The organism is Bradyrhizobium sp. WYCCWR 12699 (assembly GCF_032144035.1).
In the GTDB taxonomy this organism is placed as follows: domain Bacteria; phylum Pseudomonadota; class Alphaproteobacteria; order Rhizobiales; family Xanthobacteraceae; genus Bradyrhizobium.
Genome location: NZ_JAVTJN010000034.1, coordinates 50,214 through 77,209, shown reverse-complemented (window position 1 = coordinate 77,209; position 26,996 = coordinate 50,214). Strand labels below are relative to the sequence as shown.

The 26,996-nt window shown below is 64.7% G+C and carries 21 protein-coding genes; 9 read left to right on the top strand and 12 right to left on the bottom strand.

What is annotated here, in order from left to right; translation table 11 throughout:
* Positions 1-45: 45 nt before the first annotated feature.
* The 3 genes from ahcY to RPS27_RS23875 form a co-directional block, all read right to left on the bottom strand.
* Positions 46-1,467 (bottom strand): adenosylhomocysteinase, encoded by a 1,422-nt coding sequence (ahcY, locus tag RPS27_RS23885; RefSeq protein WP_211419808.1) that lies wholly within the window; start codon positions 1,465-1,467, stop codon positions 46-48.
* 74 nt (positions 1,468-1,541) lie between these two features.
* Positions 1,542-2,738 (bottom strand): methionine adenosyltransferase, encoded by a 1,197-nt coding sequence (metK, locus tag RPS27_RS23880; RefSeq protein WP_313754634.1) that lies wholly within the window; start codon positions 2,736-2,738, stop codon positions 1,542-1,544.
* A 61-nt stretch (positions 2,739-2,799) separates the two neighbouring features.
* Positions 2,800-4,155: a hypothetical protein gene (locus RPS27_RS23875; protein ID WP_313754633.1), complete on the bottom strand. Its 1,356-nt coding sequence runs from the start codon at positions 4,153-4,155 to the stop codon at positions 2,800-2,802.
* A 169-nt stretch (positions 4,156-4,324) separates the two neighbouring features.
* Between RPS27_RS23875 and RPS27_RS23870 the strand changes: the two genes are divergently transcribed.
* Positions 4,325-6,043 (top strand): caspase family protein, encoded by a 1,719-nt coding sequence (locus RPS27_RS23870; protein WP_313754632.1) that lies wholly within the window; start codon positions 4,325-4,327, stop codon positions 6,041-6,043.
* A 208-nt stretch (positions 6,044-6,251) separates the two neighbouring features.
* Here the strand turns inward: RPS27_RS23870 and RPS27_RS23865 are convergent, their stop codons facing one another.
* From RPS27_RS23865 to RPS27_RS23840, 6 genes are all read right to left on the bottom strand, one after another.
* A complete protein-coding gene (locus RPS27_RS23865) occupies positions 6,252-7,370 on the bottom strand; it encodes a cobalamin-independent methionine synthase II family protein (protein WP_313754631.1) in 1,119 nt (372 codons plus the stop codon).
* A gap of 24 nt (positions 7,371-7,394) precedes the next feature.
* Positions 7,395-8,111, bottom strand: a complete 717-nt coding sequence (locus RPS27_RS23860) for an ABC transporter ATP-binding protein (protein WP_194403340.1) — start codon at positions 8,109-8,111, stop codon at positions 7,395-7,397.
* Positions 8,104-8,859 (bottom strand): ABC transporter ATP-binding protein, encoded by a 756-nt coding sequence (locus RPS27_RS23855; RefSeq protein WP_313754630.1) that lies wholly within the window; start codon positions 8,857-8,859, stop codon positions 8,104-8,106. Before RPS27_RS23855 ends, RPS27_RS23860 begins: the two co-directional genes overlap by 8 nt.
* The gene (locus tag RPS27_RS23850; RefSeq protein ID WP_313754629.1) at positions 8,856-9,884 is read right to left on the bottom strand and encodes a branched-chain amino acid ABC transporter permease; all 1,029 of its coding nucleotides are present in this window, start codon (positions 9,882-9,884) and stop codon (positions 8,856-8,858) included. Before RPS27_RS23850 ends, RPS27_RS23855 begins: the two co-directional genes overlap by 4 nt.
* 8 nt (positions 9,885-9,892) lie before the next feature.
* A complete protein-coding gene (locus tag RPS27_RS23845; RefSeq protein ID WP_028143352.1) occupies positions 9,893-10,762 on the bottom strand; it encodes a branched-chain amino acid ABC transporter permease in 870 nt (289 codons plus the stop codon).
* A gap of 184 nt (positions 10,763-10,946) precedes the next feature.
* Positions 10,947-12,125 (bottom strand): ABC transporter substrate-binding protein, encoded by a 1,179-nt coding sequence (locus RPS27_RS23840; protein WP_313754628.1) that lies wholly within the window; start codon positions 12,123-12,125, stop codon positions 10,947-10,949.
* Between the two features lie 577 nt (positions 12,126-12,702).
* On the opposite strand from RPS27_RS23840, the gene RPS27_RS23835 reads away from it, so the two are divergent.
* Positions 12,703-12,993, top strand: a complete 291-nt coding sequence (locus RPS27_RS23835) for a hypothetical protein (RefSeq protein ID WP_313754627.1) — start codon at positions 12,703-12,705, stop codon at positions 12,991-12,993.
* Between the two features lie 70 nt (positions 12,994-13,063).
* Here RPS27_RS23835 and purU read toward each other — a convergent pair whose 3' ends face one another.
* Positions 13,064-13,927 (bottom strand): formyltetrahydrofolate deformylase, encoded by an 864-nt coding sequence (gene purU, locus RPS27_RS23830; protein ID WP_313754626.1) that lies wholly within the window; start codon positions 13,925-13,927, stop codon positions 13,064-13,066.
* 152 nt (positions 13,928-14,079) lie between these two features.
* Here purU and RPS27_RS23825 point away from each other — a divergent pair, with 152 nt between their 5' ends.
* Positions 14,080-14,919, top strand: coding sequence for a uroporphyrinogen-III synthase (locus RPS27_RS23825; protein ID WP_313754625.1), 840 nt, complete (start codon positions 14,080-14,082; stop codon positions 14,917-14,919).
* A gap of 12 nt (positions 14,920-14,931) precedes the next feature.
* On the opposite strand, the gene RPS27_RS23820 is transcribed toward RPS27_RS23825, so the two are convergent.
* Entirely contained in the window at positions 14,932-18,063 is a 3,132-nt protein-coding gene (locus RPS27_RS23820; RefSeq protein WP_313754624.1) for a CHAT domain-containing tetratricopeptide repeat protein, read from the bottom strand.
* A 367-nt stretch (positions 18,064-18,430) separates the two neighbouring features.
* Here RPS27_RS23820 and RPS27_RS23815 point away from each other — a divergent pair, with 367 nt between their 5' ends.
* Complete coding sequence (locus RPS27_RS23815; protein WP_211419818.1) at positions 18,431-19,693, top strand: MFS transporter; 1,263 nt, start codon at positions 18,431-18,433, stop codon at positions 19,691-19,693.
* A gap of 6 nt (positions 19,694-19,699) precedes the next feature.
* On the opposite strand, the gene RPS27_RS23810 is transcribed toward RPS27_RS23815, so the two are convergent.
* Positions 19,700-20,374 carry a Crp/Fnr family transcriptional regulator gene (locus RPS27_RS23810; protein WP_194403349.1) on the bottom strand — a complete coding sequence of 225 codons (675 nt, stop codon included), beginning with the start codon at positions 20,372-20,374 and terminating at the stop codon, positions 19,700-19,702.
* A 335-nt stretch (positions 20,375-20,709) separates the two neighbouring features.
* On the opposite strand from RPS27_RS23810, the gene RPS27_RS23805 reads away from it, so the two are divergent.
* From RPS27_RS23805 to RPS27_RS23785, 5 genes are all read left to right on the top strand, one after another.
* The gene (locus RPS27_RS23805; RefSeq protein WP_194403350.1) at positions 20,710-21,531 is read left to right on the top strand and encodes an ABC transporter ATP-binding protein; all 822 of its coding nucleotides are present in this window, start codon (positions 20,710-20,712) and stop codon (positions 21,529-21,531) included.
* Positions 21,528-23,459 (top strand): long-chain fatty acid--CoA ligase, encoded by a 1,932-nt coding sequence (locus tag RPS27_RS23800; RefSeq protein ID WP_313754623.1) that lies wholly within the window; start codon positions 21,528-21,530, stop codon positions 23,457-23,459. Before RPS27_RS23805 ends, RPS27_RS23800 begins: the two co-directional genes overlap by 4 nt.
* 220 nt (positions 23,460-23,679) lie before the next feature.
* Positions 23,680-24,573, top strand: coding sequence for a branched-chain amino acid ABC transporter permease (locus RPS27_RS23795; protein WP_194403352.1), 894 nt, complete (start codon positions 23,680-23,682; stop codon positions 24,571-24,573).
* A gap of 3 nt (positions 24,574-24,576) precedes the next feature.
* The gene (locus RPS27_RS23790) at positions 24,577-25,650 is read left to right on the top strand and encodes a branched-chain amino acid ABC transporter permease (protein WP_194403353.1); all 1,074 of its coding nucleotides are present in this window, start codon (positions 24,577-24,579) and stop codon (positions 25,648-25,650) included.
* 41 nt (positions 25,651-25,691) lie between these two features.
* Positions 25,692-26,975, top strand: coding sequence for an ABC transporter substrate-binding protein (locus RPS27_RS23785; protein WP_313754622.1), 1,284 nt, complete (start codon positions 25,692-25,694; stop codon positions 26,973-26,975).
* Positions 26,976-26,996 lie beyond the last annotated feature (21 nt).

Sequence of the window (26,996 nt, the reverse complement as noted above, 5' to 3'; positions counted from 1 at the left end):
TCGATTCGACGATTTCAGTCTCGTCAGCGTTCAGGACGCTGCGTCTCAGTAGCGGTAATGATCCGACTTGTACGGACCTTCCTGCTTGACGCCGATGTAGTCGGCCTGGTCCTTGCGGAGCTCGGTGAGCTTGACGCCGATCTTGGCGAGGTGCAGGCGGGCGACCTTCTCGTCGAGGGTCTTGGGCAGCACGTAGACTTCCTTCTTGTACTTGCCGTCCTTGTTGTTGGCGAACAGCTCGATCTGCGCCAGCGTCTGGTTGGTGAACGACGCCGACATCACGAAGGACGGATGGCCCATCGCGTTGCCGAGGTTCACGAGGCGGCCTTCCGACAGCATGATGATGCGGTGCTTGTCGGGGAATTCAATCTCGTCGACCTGCGGCTTGATGTTGGTCCACTTCAGGTTACGCAGACCCGCGATCTGGATCTCGTTGTCGAAGTGGCCGATGTTGCAGACGATGGCACGATCCTTCATCGCGCGCATGTGCTCGATGGTGATGATGTCCTTGTTGCCGGTCGCGGTGACGAAGATGTCGGCGCGGGGCGCGGCGTCTTCCATGGTCACGACCTCGTAGCCTTCCATCGCCGCCTGCAGCGCGCAGATCGGATCGACTTCCGACACCATCACGCGGCAACCGGCCTGGCGCAGCGATGCGGCCGAGCCCTTGCCGACGTCGCCGAAGCCGGCGACCATCGCGACCTTGCCCGACATCATCACGTCGGTGCCGCGGCGGATGCCGTCGACCAGCGATTCACGGCAACCATAGAGGTTGTCGAACTTCGACTTGGTGACGCTGTCGTTGACGTTGATCGCCGGCCACAGCAGCGTGCCCGCCTTCTGCATGTCGTAGAGACGGTGCACGCCCGTCGTGGTCTCTTCGGACACGCCCTTGATGCTCTCGGCAATCGCGGCGAAGTAGCCCTTCGGCTTCTCCTTGAGCTGCTTCTTCAGCAGCGCGAAGAAGACTTCCTCTTCTTCCGAACCGGGCTTGTCGAGGAAGGCGGTATCGCCCTTCTCGGCGCGCAGACCGAGATGGACGTACATGGTGGCGTCGCCGCCGTCGTCGAGGATCATGTTCGGGTGACCGCCGCCGTGCCAGTCGAACAGCTTTGCGGTGTAGTCCCAGTATTCGGTCAGCGTCTCGCCCTTGACAGCGAAGACTGGAATGCCGGCGGCCGCGATCGCGGCGGCAGCATGGTCCTGCGTCGAATAGATGTTGCAGGAGACCCAGCGAATGTCGGCGCCGAGCGCGGCCAGCGTCTCGATCAGCACGCCGGTCTGGATCGTCATGTGCAGCGAGCCGGCGATGCGCGCGCCCTTCAGCGGCTGCTTCGGGCCGTACTCCTCGCGGGTGGCCATCAGGCCGGGCATCTCGGTCTCGGCCAGCGAGAGCTCCTTGCGGCCGAAATCGGCGAGCGAAATGTCCTTGACGATGTAATCGGTGAAGCCGGGCTTCGCGTTCATAGGGGGTTCCTGTCTGTTTGGCTCGTCATTCCGGGCTCGCCGCCGTCGCGGCGCCCCGGAATGACGCAAGTGACTTAGAGCGCGCGCTTGAGCTGCTCGACGAGGTCGGTCTTCTCCCAGGAGAAGCCACCCTCATTGTCGGGCGTGCGGCCGAAATGGCCATAGGCCGAGGTGCGCGCGTAGATCGGACGGTTGAGGTCGAGATGGGTGCGGATGCCGCGGGGCGTCAGATCCATCGCCTGCGCCGCGGCCTTCTCGAGCTGCTCCTCCGGCACCTTACCGGTGCCGTGGGTATCGATGTAGATCGACAGCGGGCGGGCCACGCCGATGGCGTAGGCGAGCTGCAGCGTGCAGCGGTCGGCAAGGCCGGCGGCAACGATGTTCTTGGCGACGTAACGCGCGGCATAAGCCGCCGAGCGGTCGACCTTGGTCGGATCCTTGCCGGAGAACGCGCCGCCGCCATGCGGGGCCGCGCCACCATAGGTGTCGACGATGATCTTGCGGCCAGTCAGGCCGGAATCGCCGTCGGGACCGCCGATGAAGAACTTGCCGGTCGGGTTGATGTGCCAGATCGTCTTCGGCGTGATCCAGTCCTTCGGCAGCGCCTCGCGCACATAGGGCTCGACGATCTCGCGGATCTGCTTGGACGAGATGTCCTCGACCAGATGCTGGTGCGAGACCACGATCTCGCGCACGCCGACCGGCTTGCCGTTCTCGTACTGCACGGTGACCTGGCTCTTGGAGTCCGGTCCGAGCACCTTCTCCTTACCGGAGTGGCGCGCTTCGGAGATCAGGCGGAGGATCTTGTGGGCGTAGAAGATCGGCGCCGGCATCAGATCGGGCGTCTCGTTGGTGGCGTAACCGAACATGATGCCCTGGTCGCCCGCGCCCTCTTCCTTGACCTCGCCCGGCTGCAGCGCATCGACGCCCTGGGCGATGTCCGCCGACTGCGGATGCAGCAGGATCTCGATGTCGCAGGTCTTCCAGTGGAAGCCTTCCTGCTCGTAGCCGATGTCCTTGATCGCACCGCGGACGACGCCTTCGATCTGCTCGTTGGTCACCGACTTCGGACCGCGGGTCTCGCCGGCGATCACCACCTTGTTGGTGGTTGCGAGCGTCTCGCAGGCGGCGCGGATCTGCCAGGGGTCGATGCCGGCCTTCGGCCCTTCGCGGTAGAACAGATCGACGATCTCGTCGGAAATGCGGTCGCAGACCTTGTCCGGATGACCCTCGGACACGGACTCGCTGGTAAAGAGATAGGACGCGCGCATCAGTAACCCCTTGTTCCGCCGCTAAGCCGGCGGGCGTTTGCGATGTTTACCTGTGGAGATGTCAATCACGCCGGCGCGAGATGACGTAGGATTCGTCGAGAAACCAGAGCCCATTGTACTTTCGCAGCACGTCCCTGGCGGCATCCAGAGTGCGGCCGTTTTGAGTCATTTCCGTCAACCGGTCGTCCTCAATCTGAGCGACATACACCGCCGCATTCCACGCTGCAAAGGCCGTCGAGGTTCCGATCGTCCCGGTCACCTCGTTGGGCAGCGCTTCCATATCATACCTGAAGATCGAGCGGTTATCCGCATATGCATTAAAATTTAAGTCGCGGCCCACCGATCCCAGTTCATACTTAACGGCGCGCAATAGCTCATGACGGCTCACCGCGAAAGGATTTTCTCCGGGCCAGATCGCCTGGATCATTTCCATGCCTGGATCCTGGCCATGGGAGTGGATCCCGATCAGCCGCCCGCCCGGCCGCAGTGCCCGCGCCAGCGGTGCGATGATCCGCTTGGCCCGGAAGTTGACCGAGGACAAAGCGCGGTAGGGCTGGGACGCGATGACGAGGTCGAAATTGGCTTCGGTCTGGCCCGGTCGTGGAATGGTTGAATCCAGCAGGAACCTGTGATCCTCGCGATACAGCACCAGAACGACGGGCCGCTCGTACAGCGGCATGGCGGTGCGCGGGCTGATCGCGGCGCGCCAGTTCTGCTCCAGGAAGGGCCGAAGCTCTGCGATCTGCTGCTCGAACACGCCCGACGAGGCGCCCCGCAGCGGGACCTCGTGCCAGACGGTCGCTGCCGCCGCCGCGGGCGATGCCGGCGTGAGCCAGGGCGCTTCCGAGTAGAACATGTTGGTGAAGACGAACACCGACGCCGGATGCTCGAAAATGCGGTCCGGCACCTTCTCCAGCGTCAGGCGCAGGTCCTCGAGGCTGAGCTCCTTGCCGGCGACGTAGAACGGCATGTGAGGATAGCGCTGGTGCGTGGCGCGCAGCACCCGCGCCAGCACCGTGCCGTCGCCGACGCCGGCGTCGAAGATGCGCAGGGCCGGCGGGCGCGGATGGATCGAGGCGAGCTCCAGCGCCACCCGGTCCGCGACCACCCGTTTCTCGCTGCAGGTGTGGACGAACAGCAGGTATTTCTGCCGGTTTTCGAAGAAGCGGAAATTGCCGCGCGGATCCCGCTTTTCCGGGGGCACCTGAAGCCCCCGCGGCGGCGGCAGGCCACCGGTCGTCGATGCCGCAATATAGGCCTGGATCCGCTCCAGCGTGTCGATGGTGATGCGCTTGCCCTCGCGCAGGCGATGCACCAGCTTGCCATCGTTCACCGCGCGCCGGCCGAACGTCGATTCCGCCATGTCCGCCGTGCGGCAGAACTCCGTGATCTGGCTCAGGATTTCGTCGTTCTTCATGGATGGGATGCGGTGGGCAGACGGAGTGGGACGCATTCCCTAGCAAACTCTGCCCACCGAGGGAATAGCGGATCTGGGCTTCCCCGTCCTGTTCGCGCACCCGGGCGGATGAACCCCGCCGGCCCGCCGGGCAACAAACAGGCGCTTCTCCTCTGACGGAGCCATCGCCATGCGCCGCCTGCTCGTCGCGCTCACTCTCCTCACAGCATTCCTGTGGTCCGCGCCCGCGGGCGCGCAGGCGCGCAACCAGCTTGGGCCGCTCTGCACCACCGACACGACGCCGGCGAACAAGATGATCGATGCCTGCAACAAGATCGTCGCGCTGAAGGTGTTTCGGGGCGAGCAGCTGGCGACGATCCATTTCTGGCGTGCGGTCGCCTGGAACAAGAAGGGCGACTATTCCAAGGTCATCACGGACGCCACCGAAGCGATCCGGCTCCATCCGAGCCAGGCAACCTACAATCTCAGGGGGTCGGCCTATTACGACAAGGGCGACTACGAGATCGCGATCAGCGATTTCGACGACGCGCTGAAGCTCGGACCGCCCAGCGGCACCATCTTCCACAATCGCGGCAACGCCTGGCGTGGCAAGCACGACTACGCCAAGGCCATTGCTGACTACGACATGGCGATCAAGGCCGATCCGAAATCGGCGTTCTCGTTCCAGAACCGCGGCATCTCGAAGCAGGCACTCGGCGATCTCGACGGTGCGCTCGCCGACATCAACCAGGCGATCCGGCTTGATCCGTCGCTGCCGCAGCCGCTGATCAACCGCACCGCGATCTGGCGCGCCAAGGGCGATCTCGATCGCGCCATCGCCGATGGCAGCGAGGCGATCCGGCTCGCCAGGGACAAGTTGCCGGCCAACATCATGACGCCGCCGAACAGCGTGCTGATCTCAGGCTACACACACCGCGCGCTGGCCTATGAAGCCAAGGGTGACTACGCCCGCGCGCGGGACGACTACAACGCGACGCTGGCGATCGTGGCGTCCGACGCCGGCAGCAAGGCCAACCAGGCCACCGCCAAGGTGCGGCTGTCGCTGGTGACGGACGCGAGCGCCCCGATCCCGCGCGATGCGCCCTCACCGACGCCGCAACCGGCGATGACTCCTGCCGCGCAGCAGACCGGCGCGGCACCGGCCGCCTCGCCCACTCCGGCCATTCGCGGCGCCCGCATGGCGCTGATCATCGGCAATGGCGCCTATGCGCATGTCAAGGCGCTGCCCAATCCCGCCAACGACGCGCGCGCCGTCGCCAGGAGCCTGCGCGACATCGGCTTCACCGTGTCGGAGGGTATCGATCTGGACCGTCCCGCGATGCAGAAGATGACGCGCGACTTCCTGCGCGAGGCGGCCCGGGCGCAGGTCGCGGTGGTCTATTATGCCGGCCATGGCGTGCAGGTCGACGGCCACAACTATCTCATTCCAGTCGACGTCGCGCTCAAGCCGGGCACGGCCATGACGGACGCGATGATCGACATGGACACGATCATGGCCGGCCTCGACGACCAGGTGCGCACCAACATTTTGATCTTCGATGCCTGCCGCAACAATCCGATGGCACAGCAGGTAGCGAGCGCCGGCGCCAATCGCGGCATCGAAGGCGCCTCCGGTCTCGCAGCACCGACCAGCCTCGGCAGCGGCGCGACATTGGGAGCCGGCACGCTGATCGCCTTCGCGACCGCGCCGGGCCAGGTCGCACTCGACGGCGAAGGCGCCAACTCACCGTTCTCCGCCGCGTTGTCCCGCCATATCGGCACGCCAGGGCTGGAGGTGCAGCAGATGCTGACGCGGGTGCGAGCGGAGGTGGTCTCGTCCACGAAGAACAAGCAGGTGCCGTGGTCGAACTCGTCGCTGCTGGGCGAGGTGTATCTGGCGGAGAAGTGAGGGCGGGCTTTTGCGTCGTGACGTCAGGATCGCGGAGCTATCAGCCACATGCCCGGTGTCGCCCGACTTTGATCGGGCGATCCAGTACTCCGCGAGGGCCGCGGCCTATCGAACGGCCGCGGCGTACTGGATCCCCCGCCTTCGCGGGGAATGACAGTGAGTGTGTGGAGAGGCCTCGCCTCTACCTACGCAACCGACAGTGCGAGACTTAATTGCCCCACACTTCCTTGGCGATCTCCACCGCCAGGCTGAGCTTGGCCCACTGCTCTTCCTCGGAGAGGATGTTGCCCTCCTCCGTCGAGGCGAAGCCGCATTGCGGGGAGAGCGCGAGCTGCTCCAGCGGCGCGAACTTGGCGGCTTCCTCGAGGCGGCGCTTGATGTCGTCCTTCTTCTCGAGCTCGCCGAACTTCGAGGTGATGACGCCGACCACGACGACCTTGTCGCCCCTGGGCAGGAAGCGCAACGGCTCGAAGCCGCCGGCACGATCGCTGTCATATTCCAGGAAGTAGCCGTCGTAATTGGTGCCGGCGAGCATGGTTTCGGCCACCGGCTCGTAGCCGCCCGAGGAAATCCAGGTCGAACGGAAATTGCCGCGACACACATGCGTCGTCACCACCATGTCGGCGGGCTTCTCGGCCAGCGCGTAGTTGATGATGCGTGCATAGATCTGCTGCAGGCCGTCCGGATTGTCGCCGCGCTCGCGCGCCTTCTGCAATTCCTCCTGCGAGCAGAGGTATGCCCACACGGTGTCGTCGAACTGCAGGTAGCGGCAGCCAGCGTCGTAGAACGCCTTGACGGCTTTGCGATAAGTCTTGCCGAGATCCTCGTAGAAGGCCTCGAGATCGGGATAGACGTCCTTGGAGATCGACTTGCGGCCGCCGCGGAAGTGCAGCACCGCGGGCGACGGGATCGTCATCTTGGCGGTGACGTGGGCCTGATCGGCGACCTTCTTCAGGAAGCGGAAGTGGTCGAGCATCGGGTGATCGGCGGGGAAGTCGAGCTTGTCGATCACGCGCACCGCATCGTGACGGGTCTGCACGCCCGCGAACTGGATGCCGGCGTCGGGATGGAACAGCTCGCATCCCGTGAGCTTGGCCAGGAAGTCGAAATGCCACCAGGAGCGGCGGAATTCGCCGTCGGTCGCGAGCTTCAAGCCGACCGAGGCTTGCTTGTGCACGACCTTCTCGATCTCCATGTCCTCGATCTTGCGCAGATCGTCAGCCGAGATCTCGCCCTTCTCGAGCCGGCTACGGGCTTCCTTGATCTTGGCCGGACGCAGGAGGCTGCCGACCTCGTCGGCGCGGAAGGGGGCTTTGGTTCGCTGCATGTCTTACTCCCTGGACATTTTAGTTTAGTGGGCCGCCGCCCCGGCGACGCCGAGATGGCGTTCCAGGACCGAAGGGTCGGCCTTCAGCGCGGCGCTCGGAGCGTCGTGGACGATCGTTCCGCGCTCCAATATCACAACGCGGTCGGCGAGCCCCAGAATCTTTTGGGCATTCTGCTCGACGATGATCGAACAGATGCCGCCCGCCCGGGTGATGGTCCCGATCGCCTTCAAGAGCTCCTCGACGATGATCGGGGCAAGGCCTTCGGTCGGCTCGTCAAGCAGCAGCACTTTCGGGTTCAAGGTCAGCGCGCGGCCGATCGCCAGCATCTGCTGCTCGCCGCCGGAGAGCTGGTTGCCAAAATTACTCCGCCGCTCCTTCAGCCGCGGGAACATCTCGTAGACCCTCTCGACCGTCCAGGGGCCAGGCTGCGCCACCGCGGTCATGTTCTCCTCGACCGTGAGGGAACGAAAGATATTGCGCTCCTGCGGCACCCAGCCGATGCCGGCGCGCGCGCGCTGGTCGGGCCGCAGGCTCGTGACGTCGGTGCCGGCGAGCGCGACCGAGCCGGAGAAGCGGCGCGTGACGCCGACGATGGAGTTAATCAGCGTGGTCTTGCCGGTGCCGTTGCGGCCGAGCAGCGCCAGCACCTGCCCCTCGGCGAGTCGCAAGGACATGTTGGGCAGCACCACCGCCTCGCCATAGCCGGCGCGCAATGCCTCGATCGCGAGCAGGTCAGACATTGACCGCCTCCTCGCCGAGATAGACCGCCTTGACCTGCGGATCGCGCGCGACCTGCTCGGGCGGGCCTTCGGTCAGCAGCGCGCCAGAGACCAGCACCGAGATGCGGTCGGCGAAGGAGAAGACGAGGTCCATGTCGTGCTCGATCAAGAGCACGGTGACGTCGCGCGGCAGCGCGCCGACCACGGCGAGAATATCGTGACGCTCGCTCTCGGGCACGCCGGCAGCGGGCTCGTCGAGCAACAACACGCGGGGCTTGGCCGCAATCGCGACCGCGATCTCGAGCAGGCGCTGCTTGCCGTATGGCAACGTCAGGGTCTGCTCGTTCATGACGTCGAGCAAGTGGAAGCGCGAGAGCAGATCGGCGATCTCGCCGTTGACGTCGCTGCGCGTCCCCATCCGCCGCCACCAGTCGCCGCCATGGCCGAGACGTTCGGAGACGGCAAGGCCGATGGTTTCGAGCGGGGTCAGGTCGGGATAGAGCTGGTTGATCTGGAAGGTACGCGACAGGCCGCGCAGCACGCGCTTGTGTACGGGCAGATCGGTGATGTCCTGGCCTTCGAGCAGGATGCGCCCCGAGTTCGGCTTGAGTACGCCGGTGAGCTGGTTGATCACCGTGGTCTTGCCGGCGCCGTTCGGACCGATCAGCGCGTGGCGGGCACCCTGCTCGATCCTCAAGGACAGATCGCGAGTGACGCGCAGGCCGCCGAACTGCTTTTCGAGATTTTGGGTTTCGAGCGCGATGGTCATGAATCGCTCTCCGGCACGGCAACGACCGCTTTACGTCCCACAACCTGCCTGATGACCAGGTTGGGCACATACAGCACCCAACGATGCAGGCGCTGGCGGCCGATCAGCACGATCAGGACCAGCACGAGGCCGATCCAGAACTGCCAATATTGCGGGGTGATGGTGGAGAACAATTCCTGGAGCATGCGGAAGATCACCGCGCCGATCAGCCCGCCATAAAGATACCCGGTGCCGCCGATGACCAGCACCAGCATCAGGTCGGCCGAACGTTCGAAGGCGAAGACGTCGAGCGAGGCGATCGCCGTGGTCTGGGTGAACAGCGCGCCGGCAATGCCGGCATAGAAGGCCGCCAGCGTGTAGATGGCGATCAGGCGGCGGTTGACGGGGATGCCGATCGCCGCCGCGCGCAGAGGGTTGTTCTTGATCGCGCGCAGAGACAGGCCGAACGGCGAATACACGACGCGGCGGGCGAACAGGAACAACAGGAACAGGACAGCCAGCGAATAGAAGAAGCCGGCCTTGCCGAACATGTCGAACGGAATCTGGCCGAAGATCGGCTGCATCTCGATGCCCTGCAGGCCGTCGGTGCCACCGGTGATGTTGGAGAAGCGTTCGGCGAGTGCTTCCAGCAGCAACGCAATGCCGAGTGTCACCATCAGGCGCGTCAGGTCGACACCGCGGATCACAAGGAAGCTGGTGGCAAAGCCGAGCACCATTGCGGCAAGGCCGGCGACGATCAACGCGAGCACGGGCTCGTTGATGATCCCGTGCAGCGCGAGAAGCCCCGCCGCATAGGCACCGACGCCGAAGAAGGCGGCGTGGCCGAGCGAGACAATGCCGGCATAGCCGAGGATGAGATCGAGCGACATCGCGAACAACGCGAGCCGCAGGATGTCGGTCATGATCAGATAGCGCGTGGGAAAGACGAAGCCACAGGCCAGCACGATCAGCCAGAAGGCGGCTTCTCCGTAAGTCCAGCGTGCCTGGCGCTGGGCGTGATATCCGACGTCGGAAGCAGCGCTCATCGGCAAACTCAACGCGCGGCCGTGCGGCCGAACAGGCCGTTCGGGCGCCAGATCAGGATCACGATCATCATGGTGTAGATCACGAAGGGGCCCATCTTCGGCACGTAATATTTGCCGGCGACGTCGCCAATGCCGAGCAGCAGCGAGGCCAGGAACGGGCCTGTTATCGAGGAGGAGCCGCCGACGGTCACCACGATCAGGAAGTAGATCATGAACTTCAGCGGGAAATACGGATCGAGGCCAAGGATCTCGGCGCTCAGCGCACCGCCGAGACCGGCGAGTCCGCAGCCAAAGGCAAAGGTGAAGGCGAACACCTGCGGCACGTTGATGCCGAGGCCGCTCGCGGCGCGCGGATCATCGACCGCGGCGCGCAACCGGCTGCCGAAGCGCGTCTTGGCCAGCACCATCTGCAGAGCGATGGTGAGCAGGCCGCAGATCACGATGATCATCAGCCGGTAGCGGCCGATGCCGACGCCGAACAGGTCGAACTGGCCCTGCAGCGCTGCCGGCAGGTTGATGAAGACGCGCGATGATCCCTGGATGTAGTCGACGGCGGCGACCGACATGAACGTAAGACCAATGGTGAACAGCACCTGGTCGAGATGGCTGCGCGTATAGAGGTGGCGGTAGAGCGTGCGCTCGAGCGCGATGCCGATTGCCGCCGACGAGACGAAGGCAAGCGGCAGCGCGGCGAAGAACGGCCAGCCCATCCGGTTGACGAGCACCATGCAGACATAGCCGCCGGCCATGGCGAAGGCGCCGTGCGCGAGGTTGACGAAGTTCATCAGGCCGAGCGTGACCGCAAGCCCGCAAGCGAGCACGAACAGCAGCATGCCGTAGGCAACGCCATCGAACAGGTTGGTGAGGATGGAGGTCATCGCGTCAGCTTGGAGTTGCTCGTCTCGTCATGGCCGGGCTTGTCCCGGCCATCCACGTTGTTGTCTGGCCGTTCTCTTCTTGGGCTTTGCGTGGATGCCCGGAACAAGCCCGGGCACGACGCTGGAGTGGGGCGAGATCCCGGATGCGCGCGAAGCGCGCTCCGGGACGACGCGCTTTCGCGCGTCACTTCTTGGTCTTGCCGAGATCCTTGACCGCCTCGAAGGTCGCGAACTCGACGTTGTAAAGTTCGCCGTCAACCTTCTCGACCTTGCGGATGTAGATGTTCTGCACGATGTCGCGGGTCTCGGGGTCGATCGAGATCGGGCCGCGCGGGCTCTCCCACTTCTGGCCCTTCATGGCTTCGACCAGCTTGGTGCCGTCGGTGTCGCCATTCGTCTTCTTCAGCGCTTCGTAGATCAGGTGGATGCCGTCGTAGCCGCTGACTGCCATGAAGCCCGGACGATTGCCGAACGCCTTCTTGTAGGCTGCGACGAAATCCTTGTTCATCTGCGAGGGGTGCGCCGCGGAGTAGAGATGCGCGGTGACCGTGCCGAGCACGGCGTCGCCCATGTTGTTGAGCAGGTCATCGTCGGTGACGTCGCCCGGCCCGATCACCTTGATGCCGGCCTTGTCGAGGCCACGCTCGGCATACTGCTTCATGAAGTTGCCGCCCTGGCCGGCCGGCACGAACACGAAGATCGCATCGGGCTTGGCGTCCTTCATGCGCTGCAGGAACGGCGCGAAGTCGGGATTGGCGAGCGGCGTCTTGACTTCTTCGACGACCTCGCCGCCACCCGCGGTGAAGTTCTGCTTGAAGAAATTGAGCGCGTCATTGCCCGGCGCATAGTCCGAGGTCAGCGTCGCAACCTTCTTGATGCCGTTCTTCACGGCCCAGTCGCCGATGATGGTCGAGGACTGCGCCAGCGTGAAGCTGGTGCGCACGATATAGGGCGAACGCTCGGTGATGATCGAGGTGCCGGCCGCCATCACGACTTCCGGGATCCTGGCCTGCGTTGCGAGCGGCGCGGCCGCGAGGGCGGCCGGCGTCACGCCGAAGCCGGCGATGAAGTTGACCTTGTCGTTGACGATCAGCTCCTGCGCCGCGGTCTTGGTCTTGTCCGGAATCGCAGCGTCGTCCTTGAGGATGATCTCGATCTTCTTGCCGGCGACCGTGTCGCCCTTCTGCTGCATGTAGAGCTTGATCGCGTTCTCGATCTGCTTGCCGGTCGATGCCTGGCCGCCTGTCATCGGCAGGATCAGGCCGACCTTGACGGTGTCCTCGGCCTTGGCCGGCGCGACGGCCGCGAAGCTTGCGATGGCGGCCGCTGCCGCGGCGCGCGAAAAGATCTTGCGTTCGAACATCAAATGTCCCTCCCCTTCATTCCTGCGTTCTTGTGAGCCGGACCGAGTGCCCGGTCCTTGCCGCTCTTTACTTACGGACAAGCCATGCCGTGCGGCCACATGGCGTCCTCTGCAACCCCGTTGTCAATCGGACGTTGGGCGACCATTCGGCGCAAGCCGCGTGATCCGCTCTCGACGTCGGCGGGAGAGATTTGTACGATTGTACAAAGAAGATGGTCCTGTCAACAAAAAAGCCCCTGACCGGGTGGCGATGGCTCGTTGACGCGCCACTCTAAGGAGGCCGCAGGATGCAGTGGATGGAGGATTCCGCCTCTCACTTGCAGAATCTGGACATCTCACGACTGCGCGGTGAGGCCCCTCGTTACGCTGCCCCCAAACCACTAAACGTAAGCACGTAATGTATACCGTATCAGCTGAAACGCGGGCTTCAAGGTCAAAATTTGCGTATTATAATACCTATCATGTATACATTCTCGCCTACCGCTGAATAGGCCAATTTTACTGGTTGAGAGCTATGGTTTGCCGCTGACGCCATCCGGCGCTCAGCATCCAGGCCCGATCGGGCACGACCCAAAAGATGTCCATGCGCACCCGTCCGCTTTCGATCGCTGCAGTCGCCCTGCTCGCTTCCACCCTTGCAGGCTGCGGCACGGTCAACGAGAGGCTCTCCGCCGGCATGGGCGACTCCATCCCGCAATGGGCCGGCGGCCTGCCGGCCGACGCCCCGCCGCGTCCGGGCACCCCGCAATACGACGCCTACATGAAAGAGCGCGAACGCAAGCGGCTGCTGCCGGCAGCGGACCGCGAGAAGGAAGAGCAGGCGCAGAAGGGCGCGGCAGCGACGACGTCGGCTGGCGCGGTGCGTTAAGGAGCGAATGGCGAATAGTGAGTGGCGAAATGGCCATCCCTTCTATTCGCTACTCGCCACTCACTATCCGCTAATCGACGAACACCACGGTCTTGCGGCCGTTGAGGATGACGCGATCGTCGAGATGGTAGCGGATCGCGCGGGCGAGCACGCGGCGCTCGATGTCGCGGCCCTTGCGGACGAGATCTTCCGGCGTGTCGCGATGACTGATGCGTTCGACGTCCTGGTCGATGATCGGGCCCTCGTCGAGATCGCGCGTGACGTAATGGGCCGTGGCGCCGATCAGCTTGACGCCACGCTCATGGGCCTGGTGATACGGCTTTGCGCCCTTGAAGCCCGGCAGGAACGAGTGGTGGATGTTGATGCAGCGCCCCGAAAGCTTCGCCGACAGATCGTCCGACAGGATCTGCATGTAGCGGGCGAGCACGACGAGATCGGTGCCGGTCTTGGCGACGAGATCGAGGACCTGCGCCTCCTGCTCGCGCTTGGTTTCCTTGGTGACCGGCAAATGGTGAAACGGGATGCCGCCGAAATCGAGCCCGGCATAGACCTCGCGCGGATGGTTGGACACGATCGCAGTCGGAACCATCGGCAATTCGCCGGTGCGCCAGCGATAGAGGATGTCGACCAGGCAGTGGTCGGACTTCGACACCAGCAGCATCACCTTGCGATGCGCGGCCCGGTCGCGCATCTGCCATTCCATGCCGAACCGCTCGGCGATCGCCGCAAAGCCGGTCTGCAGTGCCGACAGTTCCACGGCGAGATCGGCCGCAGTGAACACGACGCGCATGAAGAACTTCTTGGTCTCGATGTCGTCGAACTGCTGGGCGTCGAGAATGTTCTGTCCGTTGTGGGCGAGGAACGTCGACACCGCCGAGACGATGCCGGGTCGATCCGGACAGGACAAGGTCAGAACATATTGATGATCGGGCATGTTGATGGACGGGCTTGGCTCTTGATGAAGGATTGTGCAGCGGAACGATCCGCGAGTTGCGCCCTGCTCTAGCACCGACCCTGCCCTTGCGCCAATCCCAACCGCGGAGTCAGGATGAACGGACGATTGCGAATGACCACCGGAGAATCCCCATGGCCGACCGTTTGAACGGCACCCGCATCCTGATCCTGGAAACGCGCGAAGAGGCGCAGTTTTCAAAGCTGCTGGCCGAGCAAGGCGCCGAGATCGTGCAATGCCCGATGTTCGCCATCCACGATGCGCCGGACCCGGCCCCGGTCGAGGCCTGGATCCGCCGCGCCATCGAAAAGCCGCTTGACGACCTCGTGCTGATGACCGGCGAAGGCCTGCGGCGGATCATGAAGCTTGCCCGCGCCCGCGGGCTCGATTCCGCGCTCGTTGCGGCGCTCGCCAAGACGCGGAAATTCACGCGGGGCCCAAAGCCCGGCAAGGCGCTGCGCGAGGTCGGTCTGGAGGCGCAGCAGACCACGGAGAAACCGACCACCGACGGCGTGATCGAGATGCTGGGCAAGCTCGACCTCAGTGGACGGCGTCTCGGCCTGCAGCTCTATCCGGACAAGGACCACAGCGCGCTGACCGGCGCGATCGCCGCGCAAGGCGCCGCGATCGATACGGTGCTGCCGTATGTCTACGATTCCAGCGCAGCCGATGCTAACATCGTCGCCGCCGTCGACGACATGGCCGCGGGGCGGATCGATGCGCTCGCACTGACCAATCTCGGCCAGGTCCGCCGCCTGATCGAGGCGGCAAAGGCGCATGGCAGCGAGGCCAAGCTGCGCGCCGGTCTCGAACGGACGCTGATCGCGTCGGTCGGCCCGGCGGTGTCGGGCGAGCTCGCCGCTCACGGCCTGCGCACCGACGTTTCGCCGGCCGAAGACGCCTATTTCATGCGTCCGCTGATCTCGGCGATGGCCACGGCGCTGGCAGAGCGCAAGCCGGCCCCGACGCGCTGATCCATCGGGCCGCTACATCGAGGTATTGCCCACCAGCACGAACGGCGCCCAGATGCCGGGATGCGCATTCGCGCCACCCCTCGCAATCAAGACGGAGATCGAGCGGCGCAGCGCCTCGGCGCGGCCGATGTCGGGATGGGCGTTGATGGCATCGATCGTGCCGGTGGTGATGACAACCGCGGCATCCGAGTTGACCGCCCAGTGCGAGACCAGCAGCGCACGCGTGCCCGCATAGAAGAAGGTTCGCGCGAGACCGGAGAAGGCCTCGGAATTAGCAGCCTGGCCGCCGGCGGTGTTGCACGCCGACAGGATCACCCAGTCGGCATCGAGCCTGAGGCCCGAAATCTCCGACGAGGAGAGATAGCCGTCATCGGCTTGCGTCGCGGTCGCCGGCGGGCTCAGGATCAACCCGGGCTCGATCGAGCCGCGCACCTGCCCCGCCAGCGCGCCATGCGTCGCAAAATGCAGGATGCGGTATTTCGCGAGATCGCCGCTCTGGCTGAGCGTCTTCATCCTCGTCTCGGATGCATCATTGGCGAGCACGACATCGCCTTTGACCGGCGCGAAGCTGTCGGCCACGGCGCATAATTCGACCGCGGTTTCCGGCAGCGGCATCTGGCGCCGGAGCTGCGCAATGTCCGCCGTGGCACCCGACAGCGCGTCGACGGCGCGCAGGCTCCGTTGTGCGACCTTGGTAGCCTGCGTCGGGATGACGGCGCAGCTCTGGATCTGGCGCGCCAGCGTGGCGCGCGAGATCGAAAGCTCGCTGCGGCCATCGCCATCCAGCGTGGGATTGCCGACGCCGAGGAACGGCTTCGATGCCGTGCTCCTGCGGGCGACCTGGCGCAGGGCCTTGAGGCTCGAGACGGACGGCAAGACCGTGGTCGCAAATCGCTTGACCAGCCAGGAGGCCTTCGCGAGGTCTCCACCCGTCACGGGCTTGTCCGTCAGCAGGACCTGGAAAGGCAGCGTCGCCAGTGGGCCCGACGGCACCAGGATCAGTTCCTTGCCGTCGATGTCGCGCGCAACCGGACCAAGCAGGGCCTGGTAAAGCGCAAAGGCGCGCTCCTGGTCAAACGGCAGCGGCTCGTCTGCGCCCAGTGGAGCATTGCGGCCGAGCTTCTGCGGGCACATGGATGCCTTGTCCAGCCATGCCTCCGCGTCGAGACCACAGCGCAGCGCGCCGACGGTCTCCTTGAGCTGGCTCTCGCCGAGATCGGCGGCATGCCAGCGCACATCCGAGCGCGTCACGGTCCAGACGAACGTCGCGCGCGAGGTCGTCGCAAACAGCAGCACCGCCTCATTGGGACGAAGCTGCCTCTGGACGTCCTCGATCGCGATCGGCGTCCTGGTCACCAGCGCCGCATAGTCCGGAAACTGGATGGCGATCATACGATCCAATTCCCGAATCTGATCCGCGAGGGCCGAGGCCCGGGCACGAAGCGCCTGTTCTGCGGCCGCATCGCGCGCGACATTGGCTTGCGAGATCGCCGCCACCAGCAGCTTGTCGGTCGCCGCCGCCTGCGTGCCGAGGTCCTGCCGCTCCCGGACGCGGGCCGCCAGATCATTGCGCCCATCGGCAATGCGGGCCGACATCGCGGTAATCGCGCGCGCGGCCTGCTCGTCACCGATCCACTGCGCCGCCTCGAACGCCTGCGATCGCAAGGCGCTCCTCTGCTCGTCACTGGCGGCGCGCGCGAGATTGTAGGCGGCGGTGATCAATCCCGGATATGGATTGGTGTCTTCACGGGCCTTGAGGTCGCTGCGACCCTCTTCACCGAACTCCGCGACGCGGCGAGCGCTCTGGATCGCCACCGCCCGCGCAAATGCGGCGCGCGCCTGCGGCCAGTCCTGCAAATCGAGAAAATGGGCGCCGAGATTGGCCAAGCTAGAGGCGACGTCCGGATGCGTCTCGCCGAGCGCGTGCAGTCGGATATCCAGCGCGCGTTTCAGGAGCGGCTCGGCCTCCTGCGCCCGGCCGGTGCTGTCCAGGATGACGGCGAGATTGTTCAGGCTGTTCGCGACCAGCGGGTGAGAGGCGCCGAGGGCGGCTTCGCGCAGCGCAAGCGAGCGGCGCGCGAACGGCTCAGCCTCGGCGTACCGATCACCGTCGCTCAGCAAGGTCACCAGATTGTCGAGAGCGATGGCAACGTCGAGATGCCCGGGACCGAGCGCCTTCTCGCGTATGGCGAGCGATTTGCGCAAGATCTGCTCGGCCTCCTGCTTGCGATTGAGATGGGCCCAGGCCTCGGCAAGATTGTTCAGAGCCGTCGCCACGTTCGGATGCGCCGCTCCGAAAGCCTTTTCCTGGATGGCGAGCGCCCGCGTCAACAGCCCCTCGGCCTCGGCGTCCCGGCCTTCTCGCGAAAACACCAAAGCGAGATTGTTGAGGCTCGCCGCGACGTCGGAATGATCGGGCCCGAGCGTCTTCTCCCTGATGGCCAGAGCCCGCCGGGCCAATTGCTCGGCGTCCTGAAGCCGGCCCTGCGCACGCCGGAGCTCGCCGAGATTGCTCAGCGTCGCGGTCAGATAGATGCTGTCCGCGCCGTGCTGCTTCTCCTGAAGCGCGAGCGCTTCGGCGAAACTCGCTTCGGCCTGCTGCAACCGGCCTTGCGCGCGATTGACCTCCGCGATGTTGTTCAGCGTCACCGGGATCATGATGTCAGCCTGCCCCGAAGTCTTCCTGAAGACCACGAGCGCGCGACTGAACATGTCGAGCGCCTCGGTCTCCTTCATCTGACGGTGACGGAGATTGCCGAGTTGCATGCGCGCAAGGGCCGTCGTGAGATGGTCGGAGCCCAGCACGCTCTCGTTGATGGCGATGGCGCGTGACATATCCCGCTCGGCCTCACTCAGCCGGTTCAGGCCGAGCTCGATCTGGCCGAGCGTGCCGAGCACGGCGGCGACGTCTGGATGATTGGGCCCGAGGCTCTTCTCGCGAATCGCAAGAGCCCGCCGCAGCACGGCTTCAGCCTCCGTCGTCTCACCTTGCGCCTGGAGCGACTGACCCAGCACCACCAGCGTGGTTGCCGTCAGCGGCGACTGCCGGCCCGCGCTCTTCTCGGCCTCACCGACGAGCTTTCGCGCAAGCCCCACCGCCTCGCCGTAGCGGCCCTCCTTCGCCAGCGACGTAATGCGCTGCATCAACGCCAGCATGTCCTGCGGACCCGCCCGGCAGGGCGATACGACCATGCCCACGAGAAGCAAGAAACCCAACAGCCGCGCAGTCAAACCATGCCGAAATACCAACATGCCGCAATTGCTCCGTCCGCCCGCCCACCGTCTCCTAGGGCCACAGCAAAATGAAAACTGTGTGACCTCGCCGGCAGATCGAGGGCCGCAACAACGGGCCTGCAGCCGGGCCGACAGTGTCGCTGGCGCACGGCGAATCGCCCGTTGTCGTCGAGCATGACGCCATGCGGCAGCTTCAATTGACATGAACGCCGCCAGCGCTACGCTTGCAAAGAACAATAACAAGGCAGGGAATCGCCGTGATACGAGCCATCGCGCCTTGAGCACAGCCGCACGACCTTCCGCGCTGGCGCCATTCCGCATCCGCAACTATCGCTTTCAGTGGCCGTCCGATCTGCTCACCTCCTGGGCGTTCGAGGTGGAGACGCTGGTGCTCGGCTGGTACATTTTGGTCGAGACCGGCTCGGTGCTGCTGCTCACCGTGCTTGCTTCGCTCCAGTTCGTCGGGACGTTGGTCGCGCCGGTGTTCGGCATGATCGGCGATCGCATGGGCCATCGCGATCTCCTGGTCGTGATGCGTCTTGCTTATACGGTGCTGTCGTCGACCATCATGGTTCTGGCGCTGACCGGTCATCTGTCGCCGCTGAGTGTCATGATCATCGTCGCGATCATGGGCCTGATTCGTCCCTCCGATCTCGGCGTCCGGGGCGCGCTGCTCGCCGAGATCATGCCGGCCGAGCAATTGGTGGGCGCCATCAGCGTGGCGCGCACCACGCAGGACAGCGCGCGCATCGCCGGCGCGTTGACCGGCGCCGGCTTGTTCGCCGTCCTCGGCATCGGCCTCGTCTATGTGGCGATCGCCTGCCTCTACTTCGTGGCCGCGCTTCTCATGCTCTGCCTGACCCGCCCCAAGAGGACCGTCATCACGAGCGATCTTCCGGCAAACAGCCATGCGGTGTCGCGACTATTGGGCGACCTCAAGGAAGGCATCGTTTACGCCTGGAATGGCCCGGGAATGCGTGCGGCGCTGTGCGTCGCCTTCCTGGCCAATCTCACTGCATTTCCCTTCACTGGCGGACTGTTGCCCTACATCGCCCGCGAGATCTTTCACACCGACCAGACCGGCCTTGGTTACCTCTCGGCGAGCTTCGCCGTTGGCTCGCTGATCGGCTCCATCACGCTCAGCCTCGTCAGCGGAGTGCGCATTGCCCGGCTTCTGATCGGCGCGACACTGGCCTGGTACGCCATGCTGCTGGTGTTCGTCGAAATCAGGACCATGCCGGTGGCGATGGCCTGCCTCGTACTCGCCGGTATCGCGCAGAGCATGTCGATGATCTCGGCCGCCGTGATCCTGATGCGGACGGCCAGTGCGCATCTGCGCGGCCGTGTGATGGGCGTGCGGATGATGGTGATCTACGGCCTGCCGATCGGATTGCTCGCGGCCGGCAGCCTGATCGACGTCATCGGCTATTCCGCGACCGGTTCACTCTATGCCGCCGCGGGCTTCATCGCGATGCTGGCGATCGCGATCCGCTGGCGCGCCGATCTGTGGCCGGTGCACGCGCCCGCCAATGCGCGATGAACCGCCTTAGTCACCGTATCCGCGCAGCCGCTCGACATCGAGGATGGTCACGCCGCCATATTCGAGCCGCAGCAGCCCCTCCTTCTCCAGCCGGTTCAGCGCGCGGTTGGCGTTCTGGCGCGACATGCCGGAGAGCGCACCGATCTCCTCCTGGGTGATCTCCAGATGGGCGGTCGATTCCGGATAGAGGATCGGGTTGAACAGCGAGGCGATGCTGCGGGCAAGGCGTGCGGTGGCATCCAGCGTGCGATTGACCTCGAGCATGCCGATGAACTGGCCGAGCCGTTCGTTGAGCTGGCGCACCAGAAAGCGGTTGAAGCCGACGCTGTTCTCGAACAGCCACATGAAGGCGCTGCGTTCCATCAACGCGACGCGGCTGTCGCGCAGCGCGACCACGTCATAGCGCCGCGGCTCGTTCTTCAGCACGCTGCCTTCGCCGAACCAGGCTCCTGCCGTCAGCCCGGCGAGGCTGGTCTCCTTGCCGTCCCGCGAGACCCCGCCCATGCGGGCAAGGCCGCCCACCATGCCGGCCCAATAGGCAAAGATATCGCCGCGCATGAACACGGTCTCGCCGGTGCCGTAGGACCGCTCCGTGATTCCGGCACGCGCGACCTCGATCTCCGCTTGCGTGAGCTCGCGCGACCACGCGGCGACGCGCTTCAGATGATCTTCTGAAATCATGATCTCGCGGCCAGCCGCACCGTTTCGTCACTCCACCTTCTGTTGCATTGCAACATGATTATTGCGACCGCCATCCGACGAAAGATGAAGGCCGCGGCCGCCCGGCAAACTTTGTCGCAGAATTGTCAGCCGGGAGACATTTCAAAATAGCGCTTTCCCCTATTGAGGACCACCTCGGGAGATGCGGCTTTCGATCCCAGCGGGAACGAGAGTGGCGCGGCTCCGGTCGAGACCATCTGCTGCATGGCCTCACCGGCACCACCGTACTAGGATCGCCCGACGGAACGGACGAAGAGCGCCGCTAAAAAGCGCCATCACCGGGAGGGTTTCGTTTGGTGGCTACCAGTCTCGAAGTGCGCGGCGTGTCCTTGCGATTCGGCGGCGTCCGTGCGCTGACCGATGTCAGTTTCGCCATCAAGGACGGCGAGCTGTTCTCGATCATCGGGCCCAACGGCGCCGGCAAGACCTCGATCGTGAACTGTATTTCCGGTCGCTACAAGCCGACCGAAGGCCAGCTCTTCTATGGGGATCGCGACATCACCGGCCTGACGCCGAATGCGCGGGCCTCGCTCGGGATCGGCCGCACCTTCCAGAATCTGGCGCTGTTCCACCACATGAGCGTGCTCGACAACATCATGGTCGGCCGCCATCACCTCCTCAAAAACAACTTCCTCACGGGCTCGCTGTACTGGCTCACCGGCGCGCGCAAGGAGGAGCTCGAGCACCGCCGCAAGGTCGAGGAGATCATCGACTTCCTCGATCTCCAGTCGGTGCGGAAGGCGCAAGCCGGCACCCTGTCCTACGGCCTGCGCAAGCGCGTGGAGCTCGCCCGCGCCATGGCGCTGGAGCCGCGCCTCATTCTCCTCGACGAGCCGATGGCCGGCATGAACTTCGAGGAGAAGGAGGACATGGCCCGCTACATCGTCGATCTCAACGAGGAGTTCGGGATGACGGTGGTGATGATCGAGCACGACATGGGCGTGGTGATGGACATCTCCCATCGCGTCATGGTGCTGGATTTCGGCAAGAAGATCGCCGAGGGCGACCCGGCGGCGGTGCTCGCCGATCCCCACGTCAGGCGCGCTTATCTCGGCGAAGAAGACGAGGTGCTGGTCGATCCCGACGACGAGCCCGCAGCTCCGGAGTGCGCGGCATGATGGATTACGCAGGCCGCGTCGCCCAGGCCGACACCTATCCGAAGATGCTCCGGCTCAACGCCAAGGAGCACGGCAACGAGATCGCATTGCGCGAGAAGGATCTCGGGCTCTGGCGTTTGTTCACCTGGAACGACTATCAGGCCCGCGTCCGCGACTTCGCGCTCGGTCTCGTCGAGATGGGCCTTGGCCGCGGCGACGTCGTCGGCATCATCGGCGACAACCGGCCGGACTGGGTCGCGGCGGAAGTGGCGACGCACGCCATCGGCGGCCTCAGCCTCGGGCTTTATCGCGACGTGCTCGACGAGGAGGCCTCCTATCTCCTCAACTATGGCGAGGCGCAGCTGGTCTTCGCCGAGGACGAGGAGCAGGTCGACAAGCTGCTCACCCTCGCCGAGCGCGCGCCGAAGCTGAAGCACATCATCTATTCCGATCCGCGCGGCATGCGGAAATACGACGATCCCAGGCTGATGTCGGCGGAGACATTTGCCGGGCTCGGCCGCGCCCGTGCGGCGCGCGAGCCCGAACTTTACGACAGACTGGTCGATGCCACCAAGGGCGAGGACGTCGCGATCCTCTGCACCACGTCGGGCACCACGTCCCATCCCAAGCTCGCGATGCTCGCCGCCGGCCGCGTGCTCGGTCACTGCGCGACCTACCTCGCCTTCGACCCCAAGGGCCCGGACGACGAATACGTCTCGGTGCTGCCGCTGCCGTGGATCATGGAGCAGGTCTACGTGCTCGGCAAAGGCCTGCTCTGCCGGATGAAGATCAACTTCGTCGAAGAGCCCGACACGATGATGAACGATCTGCGCGAGATCGCGCCGACATTCGTGCTTTTTGCGCCCAGGGTCTGGGAATCCATCGCCGCCGACGTCCGGGCCAAGGTGATGGACGCCACGCCTCTCAAGCAGCGCCTGTTCGAGGTTGGGATGAAATCGGGCCTTGCCGCGCTCGAACAGGGCAAGCGTTCAGGCCTTGCCGACGCGATCCTGTTCCGCGCGCTGCGCGATCGCCTCGGCTTCACCCGCCTGCGCTCGGCCGCGACCGGCGGCGCGGCGCTCGGCCCCGAGACCTTCAAGTTCTTCCAGGCCATGGGCGTGCCGCTGCGCACGCTGTACGGCCAGACCGAGCTGCTCGGAGCCTACACGCTGCATCCCGAGGGCAAGGTCGATCCTGACACGACCGGCGTGCCGATGGCCGACAATGTGGAGATCCGCATCGACAATCCCGACGTCCACGGGGTCGGCGAGATCGTGGTGCGGCATCCCAACATGTTCCTCGGCTACTACAAGAATCCCGAGGCGAGCGTCGCCGACATCAGGGACGGCTGGATGTTGTCGGGCGATGCCGGCTATTTCAACGCCAACCAGCAACTCGTCGTCATCGACCGCATCAAGGATCTCGCCGAGACCTCGCGCGGCGAGCGCTTCTCGCCGCAATTCATCGAGAACAAGCTGAAATTCTCGCCCTATATCGCCGAAGCCGTGGTGCTGGGCGCCGGCCGTGACGCGCTCGCGGCGATGATCTGCATTCGCTACTCCATCATCTCGAAATGGGCGGAGAAGAACCGCCTTTCCTTCACCACCTACAGCGACCTCGCCTCGCGGCCCGAGGTCTATGCGCTGCTTCGCAAGGAGGTCGAGACCGTCAATGCCACGCTGCCGCCCGCGCAGCGCATCTCGCGCTTCCTCTTGCTCTACAAGGAGCTCGATGCCGACGACGGCGAGCTCACCCGCACGCGAAAGGTGCGCCGCAGCGTCATCAACGAGAAATACGCCGGGATCATCGACGCCATCTACCGCGGCGATGCCGACATCCCCGTCGACACCGTGATCCGCTTCCAGGACGGCACCACCCAGCGGGTGCGCACCACGCTGCGCGTGGTGGATCTGGGGATGCACGGGCATATGGCGGAGGCGGCGGAGTGAAGCACCTTCCGACCAAGCGCACGATGCCGGCCGATGCGCTCTCTCCCCTTGTGGGAGAGGGCATCTCCGCAGCCAACGACACCCTCGGTCGGGCGAGGGCTTCTCTCTCCGCACCGTTACCGCCGAGACAGCCCCTCACCCGTCTTCGCTTCGCGAAGCCACCCTCTCCCACAGGGGGACAGGACAAGAGCGCGCCGGACTCGTCATCGAGCATCATCACATGAACACCGCCTTCCTCATCCAGCTCCTGGTCAACGGCCTCGTGGTCGGCACGCTCTACGGCGTGGTCGCGATGTCGTTCGTGCTGATCTACAAGGCGACCCAGGTCGTCAACTTCGCGCAAGGCGAGCTGCTGCTGGTCGGGGCCTGGGTGTGCTGGGCGCTGCTTGCGAAATACCAGGTGCCGTTCTGGATCGGCATGCCGATGACGCTGGTGTTCATGTTCGTGTTCGGCATCGCGGTCCAGGTGCTCATCCTGCGGCCGATGATCGGCGAGCCCATCATTTCCGTCATCATGGTGACGATCGGCCTCTCCACCGTGCTGCAGGCGACGCTGAAATGGATGTTCGGCGTCAATCCGCAGCCGTTCCCGCGCGTATTCGAGAGCCAGTCGGTCAGCCTGTTGGGCTTACAGATCCAGACCGTCTACGTCATGAGCCTCGTGGTGTCGGTCGCCATGATGGTCGGCATGGCCTGGTTCTTCCGTGCGTCCAAATACGGTCTTGCGATGCGCGCCACGGCGTTCAACCAGCAGGTCGCGCAATCGCTCGGCATTTCCGTCAAGAGCGTGTTCGCGATGGCCTGGGCGATCTCGGCGACGGTCTCGGCGGTCGCGGGCGTCGTCGTCGCAGTCGTGAACGGCGTGTCGTCGGGCCTTGCCGCCTATGGCATCAAGGTATTTCCGGCGGCAATCCTCGGCGGACTCGACTCCGTCGGCGGGGCCGTGCTCGGCGGCATCATCATCGGCCTGCTCGAGAACGTCGCGCAATATGTCGACAGCGAGTATCTGCACTGGGGCAATCTCTACGAGATCGCGCCGTTCTACGTCCTCATCATCGTGCTGATGATCAAGCCCTACGGGCTGTTCGGCACCCACGACATCGAGCGGATCTGACCCATGGCCGGCCCTGCCCTCATTCCTGCTGGTGACTTCCGCACCTCCTACGCGGCGGACACCACGATCTTCCCGACCACCACCAGCCGCAACTTCGCCATCGCGGGCGTAGCGCTGCTGTGCCTCGCGCCGCAATTCTTCAGCGGCTACTGGCTGAGCATCCTGATTCAGATCGGCATCTTCTCGATCGCCGCGCTCGGCCTCAATATCCTCGTCGGCTTCACCGGCCAGATCTCGATCGGGCACGCCGCGTTCTTCCTGCTCGGCGCTTTCACCTCGGCCTACATCTCCAACAATGCGCCGATCCCCGTATTCTTCGCGATCCCGCTCGCGGGCGTCGTCACCGCGCTGGTCGGCCTGATCTTCGGCATCCCGGCGGCGCGGCTGAAGGGGCTGTACCTCGTCATCGCGACGCTGGCCGCGCAATACATCCTGCTCGACTTCTTCTCCCGCGCCGAGTGGTTCACGGGCGGCTCGGTGCCGGCGAGCGCCAATCCGTTCTCGATCTTCGGCTACACGCTGCGCGGCGATAAGCAATATTTCTATGTCGTGCTGGCCTATGTGGTTGCGAGCTACATCCTCGTCACAAACCTGATGCGCACGCGTGACGGCCGCGCGCTGGTGGCGATCCGTGACCATTATCTCTCCGCCGAGATCATGGGCATCAACCTGACGAAGTACCGCACGCTGTCGTTCGGGCTCGCCGCCTTCTTCGCCGGCATCGCCGGTGCGCTCTACGCTCACTACCAGCTCGTGGTGTCGCAGGAAGGTTTCGGCATCGAACGCTCGATCCTGTTCCTGGCCATGATCATCATCGGCGGCACCGGCTCCGTCATGGGCACGCTGATGGGCACCGCCTTCGTGGTGCTGCTGCCGGAATCCATGGAATTCATCAGCCTGTATTTGAAGGGCGGCGCGATCGACAAGGCGCTGTCGCTCAATACCAACATCACCTTCCTGCGCGAGATCGCGATCGGGGTGATCATCATCGCGTTCCTGATGTTCGAGCCTGACGGGCTCGCGCATCGCTGGCGACAGGTCAAGGCGTACTGGAAACTCTACCCGTTCTCGCATTGAGCGCGGGCAACTTCACTTAAACAATAAACAGGAGGAAACCCATGACGATGAAGTCCCTTTTGAGCACCGCATCGCTCGCGCTCGCGATCGCCGCATTTTCGGCCGGCGCGCAGGCGCAGATCGCGATCGGACACCTCGCCGACTATTCCGGCGGCACCTCCGACGTCGGCACGCCCTACGGCCAGGCCGTCGCCGACACCTTCGCCTGGGTCAACAAGAACGGCGGCGTCGGCGGCAAGCAGCTCAACGTCGACACCAACGACTATGGCTACCAGGTGCCGCGCGCAATCGCACTCTACAAGAAGTGGTCCGCGCCGGACAGCAAGGTCGCCGCGATCATGGGCTGGGGCACCGCCGACACCGAGGCGCTGACCGGCTTCCTCGCCCAGGACAAGATCCCGGACATGTCCGGCTCCTATGCCGCCGCACTCACCGATCCCGAAGGCGTCAGCGGCAAGGCCAAGCCCGCGCCCTACAATTTCTTCTACGGCCCGAGCTATTCGGACTCGCTGCGCGCCATGATGATGTGGGCGGCGGAGGACTGGAAGGCCAAGGGCAAGGGCGGCAAGCCGAAATTCGTGCACATGGGCGCCAACCACCCCTATCCGAACGCGCCGAAGGCGGCCGGCGAAGCCATGGCGCAAGAGCTCGGCTTCGAGGTGCTGCCGCCGCTGGTGTTCGCGCTCACACCGGGTGACTACAGCGCACAGTGCCTGAGCCTGAAATCCTCCGGCGCCAACTACGCCTATCTCGGCAACACCGCGGCTTCCAACATCTCCGTCCTGAAGGCCTGCAAGACGGCCGGGGTCGACATCCAGTTTCTCGGCAATGTCTGGGGCATGGATGAGAACGCTGCCAAGACGGCCGGCGATGCCGCCAACGGCGTGATCTTCCCCTTGCGCACGGCGGTGAGCTGGGGCGGCGATGCGCCCGGCATGAAGACGGTCATGGAAATCTCGAAGATGTCCGACGCCAGCGGCAAGGTCTATCGTCCCGTCCACTACATCGCGGCCGTCTGCTCCGCGCTGTACATGAAGGAGGCGATCGACTGGGCTGCCAAGAACGGCGGCGCCACCGGCGACAACGTCGCCAAGGGCTTCTACCAGAAGAAGGATTGGGTGCCGGCCGGGATGGAAGGCGTCTGCAATCCCTCGACCTGGACCGACAAGGACCATCGCGGCACGCTGAAGGTCGATCTCTATCGCACCAAGATCTCGGGCGCGACCGACGGCGACCTCAACGACCTCATGGCCAAGGGCACGATCAAGCTCGAGAAGGTCAAGACCGTCGAGCTGCCGCGCAAGCCGGAGCTGCTGGGCTGGTGAGCGCAAACTCGGACGTCATGG

Bases quoted from the DNA above. Each gene is read 5' to 3' on its own strand.
- ahcY (WP_211419808.1), bottom strand. From the start codon at position 1,467: ATGAACGCGAAGCCCGGCTTCACCGATTACATCGTCAAGGACATTTCG.
- metK (WP_313754634.1), bottom strand. From the start codon at position 2,738: ATGCGCGCGTCCTATCTCTTTACCAGCGAGTCCGTGTCCGAGGGTCAT.
- RPS27_RS23875 (WP_313754633.1), bottom strand. From the start codon at position 4,155: ATGAAGAACGACGAAATCCTGAGCCAGATCACGGAGTTCTGCCGCACG.
- RPS27_RS23870 (WP_313754632.1), top strand. From the start codon at position 4,325: ATGCGCCGCCTGCTCGTCGCGCTCACTCTCCTCACAGCATTCCTGTGG.
- RPS27_RS23865 (WP_313754631.1), bottom strand. From the start codon at position 7,370: ATGCAGCGAACCAAAGCCCCCTTCCGCGCCGACGAGGTCGGCAGCCTC.
- RPS27_RS23860 (WP_194403340.1), bottom strand. From the start codon at position 8,111: ATGTCTGACCTGCTCGCGATCGAGGCATTGCGCGCCGGCTATGGCGAG.
- RPS27_RS23855 (WP_313754630.1), bottom strand. From the start codon at position 8,859: ATGACCATCGCGCTCGAAACCCAAAATCTCGAAAAGCAGTTCGGCGGC.
- RPS27_RS23850 (WP_313754629.1), bottom strand. From the start codon at position 9,884: ATGAGCGCTGCTTCCGACGTCGGATATCACGCCCAGCGCCAGGCACGC.
- RPS27_RS23845 (WP_028143352.1), bottom strand. From the start codon at position 10,762: ATGACCTCCATCCTCACCAACCTGTTCGATGGCGTTGCCTACGGCATG.
- RPS27_RS23840 (WP_313754628.1), bottom strand. From the start codon at position 12,125: ATGTTCGAACGCAAGATCTTTTCGCGCGCCGCGGCAGCGGCCGCCATC.
- RPS27_RS23835 (WP_313754627.1), top strand. From the start codon at position 12,703: ATGTCCATGCGCACCCGTCCGCTTTCGATCGCTGCAGTCGCCCTGCTC.
- purU (WP_313754626.1), bottom strand. From the start codon at position 13,927: ATGCCCGATCATCAATATGTTCTGACCTTGTCCTGTCCGGATCGACCC.
- RPS27_RS23825 (WP_313754625.1), top strand. From the start codon at position 14,080: ATGGCCGACCGTTTGAACGGCACCCGCATCCTGATCCTGGAAACGCGC.
- RPS27_RS23820 (WP_313754624.1), bottom strand. From the start codon at position 18,063: ATGCAGCGCATTACGTCGCTGGCGAAGGAGGGCCGCTACGGCGAGGCG.
- RPS27_RS23810 (WP_194403349.1), bottom strand. From the start codon at position 20,374: ATGATTTCAGAAGATCATCTGAAGCGCGTCGCCGCGTGGTCGCGCGAG.
- RPS27_RS23800 (WP_313754623.1), top strand. From the start codon at position 21,528: ATGATGGATTACGCAGGCCGCGTCGCCCAGGCCGACACCTATCCGAAG.
- RPS27_RS23795 (WP_194403352.1), top strand. From the start codon at position 23,680: ATGAACACCGCCTTCCTCATCCAGCTCCTGGTCAACGGCCTCGTGGTC.
- RPS27_RS23790 (WP_194403353.1), top strand. From the start codon at position 24,577: ATGGCCGGCCCTGCCCTCATTCCTGCTGGTGACTTCCGCACCTCCTAC.
- RPS27_RS23785 (WP_313754622.1), top strand. From the start codon at position 25,692: ATGACGATGAAGTCCCTTTTGAGCACCGCATCGCTCGCGCTCGCGATC.